Below are 15,295 nucleotides of genomic sequence, written 5' to 3'. Positions count from 1 at the left end.
CCATTTCAGCTAGTTATTCCATTCTATCGATTAGGAAGGTTGACCTTATATGCCGTTAACGACGGAGGAGCAATTAGTCGATGAAATCGCGGATTGGCTGGACAGGCATTTCGCGGCCAGAATGCTGTCCGCCAGCCGCATAAGACGCGGACTGATGAACGAGAAGTGGATCGTCGAGACGAACAAAGGCAAGCTGTTCGTCAAGAGCTATCACCCCGAACGCTATAAGATGCATGATCCGGCGTTTCGCGGCAAGATCGAAAATGCGCTGCGGCTGCAGCTTCTCCTGTTCCAATCGGGAGGCGCATGTCCGGAGCCGCTGACGCTGGAAGGACGCTGCATGCATAGCCTCCCGTGCGGAAGGTATATGACCGCCATGACATGCAGCCCCGGCGCCATGGCGCCTGCCGGCAAGATCAGCGAGCCGCGGCTGCATGCCCTCGGACGAGCTGCCGCGCATATGCATAACGCCTGGGATTCCGCGGCGTCATTAGGGCTCGGAGCGGCATTGCCTCCGGAGGAACCGCTCTGGCGGTTGTCTCGCGAGGAAATGGAGCGCAGCTGGGAGGCGGGCTGGCATGAGGCCAGGGACTCGTCCGAACGCGTTCGGAGCGCGATGCACGTACAGAAGTCGATCATCGATTCGCTCGGAGAGGAAGATTTTGCGCCGCTGAACGCGGGCTGGACGCATCTTGATCTATGGGCGGACAATCTGCTTTTCGAAGGGGACGCTCTGACCGCCATCGTTGATTTCGACCGGGCACGCTATTCGTTTCCCCTGCTTGATCTCGGGCGGGCCGTCCTATCCGGCGCGCTGGACGAGCGCGGGTTCCGCAGGGATGCGGCAGCCGCTTTCGCCGAAGGCTACCGCGGCGCGCGACCGCTGCCGCCGGGGTCGATCTTGCAAGCGGTCAAATACGTCTGGTGTATTGAATCGTTCTGGTGGATCCGGCCTTCGTTCGAATCGTTCAGCGGGGTCCCTGCCCGCTTCGCCGACGAAATGATAGGCACCGCGGAGCGTTGGGAGCAGCTCGGCGACCTTCTGGGGAACGTCTAGGGAAGTTTGCAACCATCATGCCTTGCAGTCATCCTTGCCGTTAAGCGATCTGAAGCCTTGCGTGATCAATCTCGGCAAGGGCTTCATAGGCTGAATCATTCAGGAGCTTAACCGTGCGTTATAATCGACGATTCGCCATCCATAATATGGTACAATGAAGATCGTCACCGACATTTATGGCATGACTTTCATCGACGGCATCATGACGGGGATGAACCGGATCCGGCAGAACACCTAACGACAGCCATTGGCATTGGAGGCGGCGCAGCCTTATGAGCATGACTGAAGAACTCCTCGTCAAGCCCGCGCATATTGCCATCATGATGGACGGCAACGGCAGGTGGGCGACGAAGCGCGGACTGCCGCGAACAGCCGGACACTACGCAGGCATGACGACCATGCGCGCAATCATCCGGGCCGGCTGCGACATGAACGTCCGCTGCTTGACGCTTTATGCGTTCTCGACCGAGAATTGGACACGCCCGGCCGACGAGGTGAGCTATTTAATTCGTCTCCCGCAATTGTTTTTCCAAAGCGCTATGCTTGATGAACTTCTAAGTCGAAATGTCCGCATCCGCTACCTTGGCGATATTGCGCGTTTCCCGGCAGACGTCCAAGAACTGCTGCGGCATACGGCCGAAGCGACCATGGACAATACGGGCATGATCCTGAATTTCGCGCTGAATTACGGAGGCAGAGCCGACATCATGCAAGCGGTCAGAAGCTGCCTGATGGATGCCGGCTCCGATGAAGACGCCGAATTAAACGAGGAGCGGTTCGAGCGGTATCTCTTCACGAACGATTGCGGCGCGCCCGACCTCGTCATTCGCACGAGCGGAGAGCAGCGGCTGAGCAACTTCCTGCTCTGGCAGGCCGCTCATGCCGAACTGTGGTTTACGCGTACGCTCTGGCCCGACTTTGACAAGGCGCTGCTCCAAGAGGCGATCCGCGATTACGGGCACAGAAAACATCGCTTAGGGGAGCCGAGCCGCGAGCCTGATCACCGATAACAGGAGGTCGACCATGTTCTTTCTGCAAATGTCCGGATTTCCCGGATCGGGAAAATCCACGCTGGCCAAGGAGATCGGAAAGTACACCAATGCGATTATCGTCGACCATGATATCGTGAAATCCGCGTTGGTCGAAGAGCTGCCTGACGACGTCGACCCCAAGCGCGCCGGCGGGATCGCCTACCATATCGAATGGGCATTAGTCGATTATCATCTCTCGCAGCGTCACAGCGTCATCCTCGACAGCCCCTGCTTGTACGATCCGCTGGTCGAGAAAGGAATCGCGCTGGCGGCGAAGCACCGGGCGAAATACAAATACGTCGAGTGCATCCTGAACGATATTCATACGCTGAACGAGCGGCTGAGAGCCCGGGAACGAATGATCACCCAGATCGGTCCGGTCGATATCCCGGAAGACCAATGGCAAGCCGTCATTAACCGCGCCAAGAAACCGTCCGGCTTGCCGTGCATGCAGGTCGATACCTCGCTGCCCTTGGGCGAGTATATCTATGATGTGCTGTCGTACATTCACCAGTAGGCGGAAATAATGCACAATCGGGGGAGGTCGCTGCCTTGGGCTCCAGAATCATGCACGCCATTATCGCCAGTCGGATTGCGGACATGCTGCCGATCGAAGACCGAACGTCGTTCCTGGTCGGCAGCGTTGCGCCCGACGCGGTGACGACGAAGAACGAATCCCATTTCTTCCGCGGCGAGGTACGGGACTACTCGCGAAGCGTGGACTATAAAGGATTTCTGCACAAGTACCTCGCCCGCGCGGAGAGCCTGTACATTCTGGGCTATTTCACGCATTTGATCGCGGACGACGTTTGGCTGAAGGGCTTTAATCTGGCTTGGCTGAAGAACCGGATGGACGCCGACCCGGACGTCTATCCGCGCTATCATAACGACTTCCGCTTGCTGAACGGCAAGCTGACCGAACATTACGGCGTTAAAGATCAATTGCGCGAAACGCTGCTCGACGTCCCCTCGATCCTGGATATCGACGAGGTGAGAGCAAGCGAAGCGGAGGCTTTCATCCCTAGCGTACTGGGCGATCTGGACTACGAGCAGGCAGCGCTGCAGGAGCCGCTGCAGGTGTTTACGTTCGGGCAGATCGTCGGCTACATCGAAACGTCCGTGGACCTGGGGCTGATCCAGCTCCGGCGGGCAGCCCTCCTGTACCGGCTCCCCTATGCCCGCGCTTGGCTGGACTCCGGCCTGTAGCTGCGCCGGCTTCGCTGGTTCAGCCACGGCAGACCGGCCATATACTTTCATTGAGGGAGGGTGTCTATGACGCGCTTTACGGTATTCGCCGGCTGGATCATCATATTGCTGATCGAATTGTTCGCCTTCTACGGCACGATCCATCAAGTGCATGATTCGGAAGACGTGGTGTTCCATATCGTTCTGATTGCCAGCACGCTGGTCGTGGGGACGGTAGCTACAATCGTGACCAAGAATCGGCGACTCGAATAAAAGGGACTGCGGGCTCCTGCGGGCAGACCCTTCTGTGTCGTGGGCCTGATGGTAATTCCCCCTCATTGCCCGGGGCAGCTTGAACCGCCATTCCCAGGTAGTGCGGGCGGGATTCCCGCGGCTTCCCACGGCACCCGCCAGACGCGTTCAGGCTGCTGATTCCCGGCGTAGCTGCCAAAACCGTTTGGAGCAATCGGCTTTGGGGCCGGTCAGGCAGCGGCGCTGCCGCCGAAGCAAGGAAGCGGACAGGAGATGCGTTAATGGCCGGGTTTCGTTGTTTTCCCATGTGCTCGCGGACAGGTGATGCGTTATTTCGCCCAACATGCATACACACGGCGCTTCCCGGAGGCAATAACGGATCCTGTGTCCGAGCGCCAACCCAAAATACCGATTTCGAGCAAAATAACGGAACCTGTGTCCGTAGCCGATAGAGGTTATCTAGCTCAGGCGATGCAATGTCGGGTCCGATCGGCCCCTCTACCCGTAAACCGCTGTACGCGAGGCCATCGGCTGGGTCCGTTCTCCGGGTGACTTGGATCAGAATGCTGGCCCCGGACGACTCCGGCGGGCTGCCGATCCCCACGATTGCGGAGAACTGAACGCGGATGCCCCCGACCCCGACGGGCTCGACGATGTTTTAATCGCCGGGGCAGCTTGATCGGGGCAGGCGTTCATTGCGGGGATCAGGAACCGCAGTCCCGCCAGCGCCGAGTGTGCATGACGGATCCGTACGGAGATCCGCCAATTCTTGTACGTTTACCCCGTCTAGACTGTTTTCGTGCCGCGTATGATGAAGCACGGACATTAAATTCCCTCGGGGAGGATGCAAGACTATGATCCTGATCGACGTTATTTTCTTTCTGCTCGAGCTGTGCGCGCTCGCGGCGTTCTGCTATTGGGGGTGCAAGCTCCCCGGAGCCGCCTTGTGGGTTCGCGCGACGGCAGGCATCGGAACGCCCGTGCTGGTCGCCGTGTTATGGGGCGTCTTCGTCGCGCCGAAGGCCCCTGTCCAGGTAAGCGCCATGCTGCGCTTCGCTATCCAGCTCCTCGTCTTCGGCACGGCCGCGGCCGCCCTGTATGCTGCCGGACTGCATAAACTGGGGACGATCTTCATGCTGATCGCGGTCGTGGAGCTGGTGCTGTCGTATAGGCTGAAGCTGAAGCGGTGAGTCGCCAGGGGATTAAACGTTCACCGCGTTAATGATCATCATGCGGCCCATGAGGATGCGCGTGCCCTGGGTCCTCGCCGTCGCATAGGACCGCGTTGCCATGCGGATGATGATTGTCTTCCATCTGAACCGTACAGTGGCCGATATTGAGGTGGAGCAGCCGATGCTCGATCTCGCGCAGGATCGCCTGGCTTTCTTCGATCGTTATCCGCCCGTCCAGCGTCACGTGGCAGGACAGCGCATTCTTCCCGCTCGTAATGCTCCACACATGCAGATCGTGCACGCCGTGGACGCCGGGAACGGATTCGATCGTCCCCACGACCTTCTGCAGCGACACGCCCTTCGGCATGCCCTCCATGAGAATATGAACCGTCTGCCGGACGATGCCGACGGCGCCGAACGCGATCAGGACGGCGATAAGCACGCTCAGGATCGGATCGACCGCGTACCAGCCGGTGAAACGGATGATCAGCCCCCCTGCGATAACCCCTGCCGAAGCCGCGGCATCGCCCATCATGTGCAGCACGGCGCTGCGGACGTTGATATTCTCTTCCTTGCTCAATCCGAGCCCCAGGTATAAGTTCATGGCAAGCCCGACGCCGGCGCTGATGAACATCCACGTACTCTCGACCTCTTCGGGCGCTTGAAACCGCTTGACGGCCTCCCACAGTATGAGAACCGCGATCAAAATCAGCGACAGCGCGTTGACGAACGCCGCCAGAATGCCCGACCGGTGATAACCGAACGTAAAAGCTTCCGACGGCGCCTTGAGCGACTGCTTCATCGCGTACCACGACAGCCCGATGGCGGCGATGTCGGTCAGCACATGCCCCGCATCGGACAGCAGCGCCAGGCTGTGCGAGATCAAGCCGCCGGCAACCTCCACCACCAGAATGATGAAGCTGAGGAAGAACGCCAATTTCATCTTGCCGATCGGCGCATGCGTATGGAACACATCCCCGTGGCTGTGATCGTGACCATGGCTGTGACCATGGCTGTGATCATGGCTGTGATCATGGCTGTCATCATGGCCGTGATCGTGACTGCGGCCGTGATCGTGATCAGGCCCCTGAGCATGACGATGACTCATCTGCGCGTTCCCCCTTTCATCGATATGTATGTGTAAGCAGGTTTTCGTATGTAGTGCAGCCTATCGGAAGTCAGCGGTGCAGCCGGGGCGCGTCAATCGAACCGTTCGGTACGATACAATACGATGCGCATCAGAGTGCTAGTATTTCCAGAAGGATGCAGCATTACTTCGCGCGTCTGAACCCCGTTATCATATATAAAAGATGGGCCGGCGGCAGCCGACCCATCTTTTATATGACCTTCATGCTATTTATTCGACTGCGCGATGGCGATGCCCGCCGTGAAAATCTCGCACGGTCCCAGCTCCGCCGCGAACGCGGCGTTCCCGCCTTCGGCCGCGATGCGCTCGACGGTGCGCTCGAGCACGTCGCTCTTGTACACGGCGCCGGCCGCGTCAACGTTCGGCTGCGCGTTCAGCTCGGCCGCTGCCGGCTGCAGGTTGAACCAGCGCAGCATGAGATCGCCCGTCGCATCCGCGATCTTGGCCGACGAGAAGGCGATGCCCTCGCCTTCCCAAGCCAGGAAGACATGCGTCGGCGCGAGCGTCCCGGCGTGAACGCCGGTCTGGACGGTCGTCAGCGGCGTCTGATACTGATACGCCTCCGCGAACGCGCCGTTGGCGGCGCCGTCGCCTTGATGCGGCACAATGAGCAGCTCGGCCGCGTGCTCGCCGAGGCACTGCGCTTCCGGCGTCGGGAAGACGCCCCAGTCGCCGAGCTCCGCGCAGGCGCGAAGCAGCGTAACGGCGATCGTATTGCGGCCGTCGCGCAGCACTTCGTACTCGTTCAGCCCTTTGTTGGCGATCGTAAGCCCGTTCGCGCCGTCGCTGACGTCGGCGAACGCTTGCTGATGCTGCGTGTTGCTCGGGTTCTCCCACTCGGCGGCCGGTTCGTTGCTGCGGACCGCCACTTCGAAGATCGCGTCGGCGCGGTGAACGGACGCGGTCAAGTCGGTCGGGAACAGCGCGCGCACGCGGTGATCCTTCGCCTGGTTGTCGAATGTCGTACGGATGCCGACGCCGCGGCCGGAGCGTTCCAGGCTGACGACGGTACGGATCGTGAACGGCACCATTTCTTTCGAACGGCCCGCTTTCCGGTACGGATAATAGACGGCTTCCTGCTTCTCCTGCTCGAACAGCTCGTCGGCCGATGCCGGGATCGACCAGCGGTGCACGATCTCGAACGACGCGCGGTACGCGTTGTCTTCGATCAGGCGGATTTCGGCCGCCAGCCCTTTGGTCGTCAGCGCCGGTTCGTTGTCCGGCTGCTTGTACATGTACTCGTTGCCGATGTCGCCGGTGTCTTCGTAAATCAGCAGATCGGAGTACGTCCGGCCGCTCGCCAGATCCTTCACCGTCAATGTGCCGTCCTCGGCAATCTCGACGTTCAGCTTCGCGTTGCCCATCGAGCGCGGGCCGTTCACGAGCGACGCTTCCGCAGCGGCGCCAGCCGCTCCGAGCACCCACGCGTACGCATGCAGGCCGATCGCCGGCGCAACGGACGCTTCGAACGTCAGTCTTACGCGGCGCGCCCAATACGGCTGGCGGAACTTGTCGTCCGGCAGGTCGTAGCCGAACTGCAGACCGAGGTCCTCCATCGTATACGCAACGGCATTGCCGTCCGCGTCCACGAGCGTGCGGCCGGTAACGTCGACCGCCTTCATCATGCGCGTCATTTCGTTGAAGCCGATGCCGTCACGGAAATATACGCGCGCGACGTCCAGCTCGACGTCGACGACGGCGCTCTTCGCCCAGCCCGTCGTGTTGAAGACGACGATCGGCAGCGCGTCCTGGCCGAAGCGCTCGAACACGCTCGTATCGACGGCCCCTGCAAGCGCATGCTTGCTGTCGTCGACGATCGTTTCCGCGACGTGGCGGCTCTTGTCGAACCGCGTAACCATCTCGCGGTGCACTTCGTCGACGCTGCAGCCGCAGATGCTGTCATGCGGATGGTTCTGCATGAGCGTTTTCCAGGCGTAGGTCAGCAGGTGATGCGGGTAGGAAGCTAGGCCCGCCGCATGCGCGAAGGCGGCCAGCGGCTCGGCGACCTTCTCGAGGATCGTCTGCCCGGCCTGGTTCATCTGCTTCAGGTATACGCGCGCGGACGCCGTGTTCACGAGCGTAGACCAGCCGTCCGTCCGCTGGCTGCGCAGCTCGCCGCGCACGACCGACAGGTCGGTGTCCAGCGACGACCGGAGCGCCGCCAGGTAGTCCGTGAAGTTGGAGTGCACGAAGTCCGTGTCCGGGAACAGCTTGCGAGCCGTGCGGATCGCTTCCGGCAAATCCGTCTGGATCGGCTGGTGGTCGCAGCCGTTCATGAACAGCAGCTGGCCCGTGGAGGCGTATTTGCCGGCGTCGGCCAGCTTGCGCTCCCAATATTCCCGCGCTTCCGCTTCGTCCGCCGGCACTTCGTTGCCGTTGCTGTACCAGTTCGCGAACAGAATGCCGAGCACGCGCGAGCCGTCCGGTCCTTCCCAGATCAGCTCCGAGAACGACGATTCGTAGGCCGCATCGGAAACCTCGTTGTTGAAGCCCGTCGGCTTGACCCCGCGGCCGAACACCGCGTTGTCGATGCCCGCCTGCAGCATGAGCTGCGGCGCCTGGCCGATGTTGCCGAACGTGTCCGGGAAGTAGCCGACCTTCGTGATCGTATTGTACGGCGCGGCGTCCTTATGCCCGATTTGCAAGTTGCGCACGTTCGCCTCGCTGCTCGTCAGGAACGCATCCTGCAGCACGTACCACGGTCCGATGAGAATCCGGCCCTCGCGGATCCATTTCTCCAGCCGCTCCCGCTGCTCGGGACGCACCTGCAAGTAATCCTCGATAATGATCGTCTGGCCGTCGAGATGGAAGCTGCGGTATTCCGTATCCTTCTCCAGCGTGTCCATCAGCGAATCCATGAGGGCGATCAGCCGGACATGGTGCTTCTCGTAAGGCAGATACCATTCGCGGTCCCAGTGGGTATGTGAGATGATATGCGCCGTCGTTCTTTTGTTATCCGCATTTGCCATCGTGAACGTCTCCTCCCTAATCTTACGTCTCCTGATCCATAATCCTCTGCTCCGAACTCCTGCTCCTATGCGCGTCCTGCCGGCGTCGCCCGTACGTTCACTTCGTCCGGACGATATACCGCCGTAACGCGGCCCTCGCGGTCGACGGCGAACAGCACTGCCCGCTCCCGCTCCAGCGTGAACGCATACGACGCCCCGGTCGTAGCCGAACGAACCTCGATCTCCGCGTCGAACGCATACTCGGATACGAAGACGAACAGCTCGCCGTCCCGGAAACGCAAGCGCCGTCCATAGACGCCAGGCAAGTCGCCGCCTTGAAGCCACGTCATGTCGGCCTGGTAGCCGGCCGCCTCGAGCGCATGCTTGTAGAGCGCCGCAACCGGCTCGACGCGTTCGTTCAGCTCGACAGGCAGCGGGCACCAGATCAATCGGCCGCTTCCGCAGGCCGTCTCCAACACCCGGTCCGCCGACACGGCGGCCGCACCGTCTTCGCGGACGGCTTCTTTGGCCAATTGGGCGATTCTGCGCTGCCCGTATGAAACCGGATAGGCTTGCCCGCCGAGCGCCATCCGTTCTTCGCGGACGACGTTGCCCAGCACCCGCTTGCCGAACGCATCCGCAAGCCGGTCCGCCGAGCGCCAATACGCATCGAGTCCGAGCGGCCCCGTGAACAGGAGCGTCGCGCCCGTCCGGCCGACGATGTCGAGCAGCTGCGCGAACGCCTCGTCGGCGAAGTTATGCGCGGACGGCACGATGATCAGCTTCGCCGGCGCCGCGTCCAGCACGTCCAGATGGTATTCCGACACGCCGCGGAACGGCACCTTCAGCTCGTAGCCCAGAATACGCGTCAGCCGCGTCGTCGCGTCGAACGCCAGCTTGCGGTTCGAGAAATCGTTGGAGTACGGGAATACGACGGCCACGTCCTCCAGCTCGCGTTCCCGGAACAGGTCGCGAATCTGTTCCATGAAGCTGCCGAAACGGTAAGAAACGTCCGCCTCCGGCTTCTCCGTTCCGTCGGCGCGCAGCGCGCCGATATGCGACTCGTTCGCGTTGTCCATATAGAAGTTCGTGTTCCAGATCCACTGCACCGCGCCGGCGCCGCCGGTCGAGAACGCGTACGCGTACTTGCGCTCCAGCATCGCGCGCAGCTCTTCCTCGGAGCGCTTCGCGAAGCCGGCCGGCGTCTCCACGTACATGATGCCCGTCTCCTGAATGACGTTCGGCTTGTCCGCCGTCTTGGCGAAAATCCCGTCCCACAGCAGATGGTCGTTCAGCCACCACGAATGGACGGTCGTATAGTCCACCGCTTCGCCGTAGAAGAACGGCGACGGACGCTGCGCGCCGAGCCCCTCGTCCTGGCCGACCGTGACGAGCTGCCCCGGATTGCCTTCCTTAATGGCGTTAACGAGCTCGCTCGCCCAGCGGTTATGCATGTCCATCGAGAACAGCACGTAGTCGAGCCAGCGCGTGCCGCGCTTGCCTTGATGCATGTCCTGCACGTCGAAGTTGATGTCCTCCGGCTCGGGAATCGAGGCCGACGCGAAATCCGGCAGCTCGCCCGGCGTCATGCCCCAGCGCTCGCGCAGCAGCTCGATGTCGCCGTGGCGCTTCGCCAGCCACGCCGCATACGCCTCGCGCTCGAAACGATCGCGGCTCGAGCGCGGGCCGTCGGAGAAGATGCGCGGCGGATCGAACATCGACGGCTCGTTGATCAAATCCCAATCGACGTTCGTCGTCCCCGCGTGACGGCTGACGATGGAGCGGATGAACCGCTTCTGCGCTTCCACGCTGCGCGGATCGAGATACGGATTGACGCCTTCCCACGTCTCCGGCGTGAAGGAGAAGAACGTGAACGTCACCTGCAGCCCGTGCTTCTTCGCGGTCATGAAGAACGCGTCGATCGAGCGCAGCACTTCCTCGGAGGCATGGCCGTCCACCTGCATGATGTTGCGGTACGCCGTCCATACGCCCGTACGAATCCAGTTGATGCCGGCCTTGCGCATCTGCGCCATGTCGCGGTCCCATACCGATACGTTCGGCAGGAACAGGAACTTGCGCGCGACGTCCGAGGTCATGTACGTCATGCCGACGACCGGCATCGGCCGGCCGTCCTTCTCGAAATAGTCGCGTCCGCGCGTCAGCATGCCGCCCGTGCGGAGCAGCTCCTCGTCCGCGCACCAGAAGCCTTGGCGCAGCAGGCGGGTCTCGCCGGCCGCCGATCTCGCGGTGCAAGCGACGACGTAATAGCCCGGCTCCAGCTCGATCGGCATCGGAATGCGCATCAGCTCGATCGGCGCGCCGACCGACGCTTCATGCTCGCAGCGGAACACGACGGCCGCGTCGTCCCGGCGGCTCGCTTCGATCGAGAACGTCCAGCGCGTCGCCTCTCCGCCGACGCGCTCGCCGCTGCGGCCCAGCTTCTGCGCCTGCAGCGTCAGAAGCGGACGCTCGTGCGGCTCATACGAGGCGTAGCTCGGCTTGAGCCACAGCTCCGTCACGCCTGCCGCGCAGAACGCCGCCCACTCGCGCAGGGCGGCTGCGCCGCCGCGCGCGAAGAAATCCGCGCCGAGCGGCTGGTTGACGAACAGCCAGCGTCCGCCGGCGAAATCGCCCTTCGTGTTCTCCCACAGCACGGCCGGCGCCGCAACCTCGCGGCCTTCGGCCGATACGCCTTTCAGCAGCGGGTAGATATGCGCGTCCATCGGACCGGCCGAGCCCATCTGATGCGGCAGGTCGCTCGATTTGGTCACATGCGGCACGAGGTTCCACGTATCCGAGACCGGAAGCAGCGCTTCCCGTCCCTGGAACAGCGGAATCTCGTCCAACGCCGCGAGCGCCGTCGCCGGCGCGGCCTGTACCGGCAGCATCTCGTGGATGCGCAGCTGGCGATGATACGCCGTCTGCTCGGGCTCGATCGTCCATGCGCCGGCTTCCTGCCGCACCGGACGGCGGAACGGCGCCCCGCCAGCGCTGATCAAGCCGCCGCCGCGCTTTAGGAACGCGAGCAGCGAATCCCATGCCGCGCTCGGGAAATACGGCGCATGCAGCGTCATGAATACGCCGCCGTCCGCCGCATCCAGGCGGCCTGCCAGCTCCTCGGCGCCGCATACGGCGCCGATTTCGCGCAGTTGTCCCAGCTCCGCCGCCGAAACGGCCGGAGCGCCGGGAAACGCGCTGTCGAACAAAATAATCGTTGGGGTCGTTGTCGTCTCATTACCCATCGAGAAGTCCCGCCTTCATCGCTTTATAGACCAGCTGCGAGAACAAGCTGTTGGACCACGCGAACCACTTGCGCGTGAACACGGCCGGGTCGTCGGAGTGGAAGCCTTCGTGCATGTAGCCGGTATCCGCGTCCGTCGCTTCGAGCATCGCGATCATCTCGAGCTTCTCCTCGTCCGTCGTCGCCGTCAGCCCTTGCATGGACAGCGCCATATGCCAGACGTAGCCCGGAGGCGTGTGCGGGCTGCCGATGCCGCGCGCGGCTTTGCCTTCATAGTAGAACGGATTTTCTTGGCTCAGGGCGAAGCGGCGCGTGTTCTGGTAGATCGGATCGCTCGCGTCCGTATAGCCGAGGTACGTAATCGACATCAAGCCCGGCGTTCCCGCGTCGTCCATCAGGCAGTGATTGCCGAAGCCGTCGGTCTCGTACGCATAGATCGGACCGAATTCCGGATGCCGGTAGATGCCGTACAGCTTGATGCCGTAGTCGATCTCCCGCTCCAGCTTCGCCATCTCCTGCTCGAACGACAGGTCGCGGAAGACGAACTCCGCGATTTCCCGCATTTGGCGAAGGGTCACGACGGCGAACATGTTGTCCGGAATGTTGTAGTGGAAGTCGCACGCGTCGTCGCTCGGACGGAAGCCCGACCAGACCATGCCCGTGTAGTTGACCGGCATGCCGCGGCCTTCGTTCTGCAGCGTGTCGTGCATGATGCCGTTATCCCGCTCGAAGCGGTACGGCGAGCGCTCGAAGTGGAACTGCTCGCGTTTCCACAGATCGACCGCGGCGCGCATCGCCACCTTGAAATCCGCGTCGAAGATGTCCGCGCGGCCGGTTTCTTTCCAGTAAGCAAAAGCCAGACGCATCGAGAAGCAGATGGAGTCCAGCTCGAATTTGCGTTCCCATACCCACGGCGACATATCGGTCTTGTCGTCGGTGTTCCAGTGCCAATCGTTCGCCACTTCATTGAACGCGTTCGCGTACGGATCGATGACGATATTGCGCATATGGAGCTTGATCAGCCCGCTGATGATGCGCTGCAGATCGGCGTCGTTCTTGGCGAACGGCACGTAATGCATCACTTGCTCGACGGAGTCGCGCAGCCACATCGCGGGGATATCTCCCGTAATGACGAACGTCGTGCCGTTATCGAGCAGCTTGGTCGTCGTCTCCAGCGTGTTCGGGAAACAGTTCTTAAACAATCGAAGCAGTTTCGGCCGGTGCGCCAGTCTCTGCTCCGCCTCGGCCAGAACGTCTTGAACGGCCTGCGGCAGCGGCAGCGCCGGCATATCGATTTTCGGTAATCTGAATTGTTCCATGGTATGGTTTCCTCTCTCTCTTTCTTATCCATAACTGACATTACCTTTATCGCAAACGACTGTCAAACCGCGTCCGGGAACCCCCATGCGGCACGGACTGGGAGGCCGAACCGCCTGTCGCGCAGCCGCACTAAAGAAAGGCGACACCGCCGATCCGCCAAGCGGAGGAGGTGTCGCCCTGAGAAGCGCCGCGAACGGGAAACGGCGATTATTCCACCGGTGCCGGTTCGCTGAACAAATGCTTGTAACGCTCGTAATCCGCCCGCTTGCACTCCATCGTCAGACGGGTGCCGTTCGGCTCGTAATCGGTCGCCTGCACATGCGCGTTTTCATTAAAATACGCGACAAGTCTGCCTTCCGCGAACGGAATTATGACGTCACATTGAACATAATCGTGGAAAATATTTTCTTTGATCTGTTCGACAAGCTCCTCCACGCCCGCTTCTTCCTTGACGGAGAGGTAGATCTTGCGGCCCTCGATCCGCGGATACCGTTCGCCGGTCAGGTCGGTCTTGTTGTAGGCGTACACCATTGGGATATGGTCCGCGCCGAGCGCCTTCAGCGTCTCGTTCGTCACTTCGATCAGCCGCTCGTACTCGAGGTTGGAATAGTCGACGACCTGAACGAGCAGGTCGGCCTCGGCGACCTCCTCCAGCGTCGAGCGGAACGCTTTGACGAGATGATGCGGCAGCTGGCTGACGAAGCCGACCGTATCCGTCAGCAGGAACGACTTGTGATCGGGCAGCTCGATGCTGCGGACCGACGTCTCCAGCGTGGCGAACAGCATGTCTTTGGCCAGCACCTGTTTGTTCGAGTCCGGCATGAAGCGGTCCAGAATCGCGTTCATCAGGCTGGATTTGCCCGCATTGGTATAGCCGACGAGACAGACGACGGGCACGCCGGTCTTCCGCCGCTGCTTGCGCTGCACCTGGCGCCGCGCGACGAGCTTCTCCAGCTCCGAGCGCAGCGCGGAGATCCGCTCTTCGATGCGGCGGCGGTCGAGCTCCAGCTTCGTCTCGCCCGTGCCCTTGTTCTTCATGCCGGAGCCGCCGCCTTGGCGGCCCAGCGATTCGCGCAGGCCGACGAGCCGCGGGAGCATGTATTGCAGCTGCGCGACTTCGACCTGCAGCTGCGCCTCGTGCGTCTGCGCGCGGTCGGCGAAGATATCGAGAATGAGCAGCGTCCGGTCCATGACCTTCTTCTGCAGCGCCCCTTCCAGGTTGCGCAGCTGGGACGGCGACAGCTCGTCGTTGAAGATGACCGTCTGGGCGCCCAGCCCTTCCGCGAGGGCGTTCAGCTCCTCGACTTTGCCGGTGCCCAGGTAGTGGGAGGCGGTGATCTTGACCGCCTTCTGCGTCAGCTCGCCCACGACCTCGATATTGCACGCTTCCGCAAGGTTGCGCAGCTCTTCCATGGAGTAGGCGAAATCGGGACGATCGTTCAGATTCACGCCGACGACGACGGCTTTATTATTGACGGCTTGTTGTTCCATATAGGGGAACCCTCCTTCGTAATGGGGAATATTCGCGGAATAACAATAAAACGCACGGGCTTAAGGGCCTGTGCGTTTCGCGGCAACGAAAGAGAGGAACTGAGGATCCGGCGCGGTCTTCGAACAGCGTTCCGCTATTCGGTCGCGAACGGGCAGAAGGCCGCTTCGGGGCGCGGGTCGACGAAAGAAGACCGCCTGCCGGCGAGTGCTTGCGTTCGATGCGCTTGTCGAAGTGTTAAAGGCTGGCGCGGAAGCCCGCGCCCTTCCGGCGGCGGAGCTTCTCGCGTCCACTGATGCATGGGTTACCTTTAATGGACAGACCTATCCTGAGTCCTCTGCACGCAGGCAGAGCCTTGGCGCTATTCGATTAGCCGCGCAAAGTACGAACCCGGATAAAATCTATCACGCGTAACCCTCCGTTCCATCTGAAATTAATGCCATCTTAACATAC

At 61.5% G+C, this 15,295-nt stretch carries 11 protein-coding genes; 6 read left to right on the top strand and 5 right to left on the bottom strand.

Annotated elements, in window-relative coordinates; translation table 11 throughout:
* The first annotated feature begins 49 nt into the window (after positions 1–49).
* The 6 genes from GXP70_RS02710 to GXP70_RS02685 all read left to right on the top strand — a co-directional run bounded on the left by GXP70_RS02710 (position 50) and on the right by GXP70_RS02685 (position 4,715).
* Positions 50–1,057 (top strand): phosphotransferase, encoded by a 1,008-nt coding sequence (locus GXP70_RS02710; protein ID WP_162355044.1) that lies wholly within the window; start codon positions 50–52, stop codon positions 1,055–1,057.
* A 272-nt stretch (positions 1,058–1,329) separates the two neighbouring features.
* On the top strand, positions 1,330–2,067 hold the full coding sequence (gene uppS, locus GXP70_RS02705) for a polyprenyl diphosphate synthase (protein WP_162355043.1): 738 nt from the start codon (positions 1,330–1,332) through the stop codon (positions 2,065–2,067).
* A gap of 13 nt (positions 2,068–2,080) precedes the next feature.
* Positions 2,081–2,605 (top strand): P-loop nucleotide/nucleoside kinase family protein, encoded by a 525-nt coding sequence (locus GXP70_RS02700; RefSeq protein WP_162355042.1) that lies wholly within the window; start codon positions 2,081–2,083, stop codon positions 2,603–2,605.
* A 35-nt stretch (positions 2,606–2,640) separates the two neighbouring features.
* A complete protein-coding gene (locus tag GXP70_RS02695) occupies positions 2,641–3,294 on the top strand; it encodes a zinc dependent phospholipase C family protein (protein WP_162355041.1) in 654 nt (217 codons plus the stop codon).
* A 66-nt stretch (positions 3,295–3,360) separates the two neighbouring features.
* A complete protein-coding gene (locus tag GXP70_RS02690) occupies positions 3,361–3,546 on the top strand; it encodes a hypothetical protein (RefSeq protein ID WP_162355040.1) in 186 nt (61 codons plus the stop codon).
* A gap of 833 nt (positions 3,547–4,379) precedes the next feature.
* Positions 4,380–4,715 (top strand): YrdB family protein, encoded by a 336-nt coding sequence (locus tag GXP70_RS02685; RefSeq protein ID WP_162355039.1) that lies wholly within the window; start codon positions 4,380–4,382, stop codon positions 4,713–4,715.
* Between the two features lie 28 nt (positions 4,716–4,743).
* Here GXP70_RS02685 and GXP70_RS02680 read toward each other — a convergent pair whose 3' ends face one another.
* The 5 genes from GXP70_RS02680 to hflX form a co-directional block, all read right to left on the bottom strand.
* Positions 4,744–5,805 (bottom strand): cation diffusion facilitator family transporter, encoded by a 1,062-nt coding sequence (locus GXP70_RS02680; protein ID WP_225442639.1) that lies wholly within the window; start codon positions 5,803–5,805, stop codon positions 4,744–4,746.
* A 245-nt stretch (positions 5,806–6,050) separates the two neighbouring features.
* Positions 6,051–8,813 carry an alpha-mannosidase gene (locus tag GXP70_RS02670; RefSeq protein WP_162355038.1) on the bottom strand — a complete coding sequence of 921 codons (2,763 nt, stop codon included), beginning with the start codon at positions 8,811–8,813 and terminating at the stop codon, positions 6,051–6,053.
* A gap of 65 nt (positions 8,814–8,878) precedes the next feature.
* A complete protein-coding gene (locus GXP70_RS02665; protein ID WP_162355037.1) occupies positions 8,879–12,034 on the bottom strand; it encodes an alpha-amylase family protein in 3,156 nt (1,051 codons plus the stop codon).
* Entirely contained in the window at positions 12,027–13,352 is a 1,326-nt protein-coding gene (locus GXP70_RS02660; protein ID WP_162355036.1) for a glycoside hydrolase family 125 protein, read from the bottom strand. Before GXP70_RS02660 ends, GXP70_RS02665 begins: the two co-directional genes overlap by 8 nt.
* A gap of 208 nt (positions 13,353–13,560) precedes the next feature.
* Positions 13,561–14,844, bottom strand: a complete 1,284-nt coding sequence (gene hflX / locus GXP70_RS02655) for a GTPase HflX (RefSeq protein ID WP_162355035.1) — start codon at positions 14,842–14,844, stop codon at positions 13,561–13,563.
* Between the last annotated feature and the right edge of the window lie 451 nt (positions 14,845–15,295).

This window comes from Paenibacillus lycopersici (assembly GCF_010119935.1).
Lineage (GTDB): Bacteria > Bacillota > Bacilli > Paenibacillales > Paenibacillaceae > Paenibacillus_Z > Paenibacillus_Z lycopersici.
This window is presented reverse-complemented; position numbering and strand designations above follow the sequence as displayed.

Excerpts from the sequence above, each read along its gene's own strand:
- GXP70_RS02710 (WP_162355044.1), top strand. The coding sequence starts at position 50 with ATGCCGTTAACGACGGAGGAGCAATTAGTCGATGAAATCGCGGATTGG.
- uppS (WP_162355043.1), top strand. The coding sequence starts at position 1,330 with ATGAGCATGACTGAAGAACTCCTCGTCAAGCCCGCGCATATTGCCATC.
- GXP70_RS02700 (WP_162355042.1), top strand. The coding sequence starts at position 2,081 with ATGTTCTTTCTGCAAATGTCCGGATTTCCCGGATCGGGAAAATCCACG.
- GXP70_RS02690 (WP_162355040.1), top strand. The coding sequence starts at position 3,361 with ATGACGCGCTTTACGGTATTCGCCGGCTGGATCATCATATTGCTGATC.
- GXP70_RS02685 (WP_162355039.1), top strand. The coding sequence starts at position 4,380 with ATGATCCTGATCGACGTTATTTTCTTTCTGCTCGAGCTGTGCGCGCTC.
- GXP70_RS02680 (WP_225442639.1), bottom strand. The coding sequence starts at position 5,805 with ATGAGTCATCGTCATGCTCAGGGGCCTGATCACGATCACGGCCGCAGT.
- GXP70_RS02670 (WP_162355038.1), bottom strand. The coding sequence starts at position 8,813 with ATGGCAAATGCGGATAACAAAAGAACGACGGCGCATATCATCTCACAT.
- GXP70_RS02665 (WP_162355037.1), bottom strand. The coding sequence starts at position 12,034 with ATGGGTAATGAGACGACAACGACCCCAACGATTATTTTGTTCGACAGC.
- GXP70_RS02660 (WP_162355036.1), bottom strand. The coding sequence starts at position 13,352 with ATGGAACAATTCAGATTACCGAAAATCGATATGCCGGCGCTGCCGCTG.
- hflX (WP_162355035.1), bottom strand. The coding sequence starts at position 14,844 with ATGGAACAACAAGCCGTCAATAATAAAGCCGTCGTCGTCGGCGTGAAT.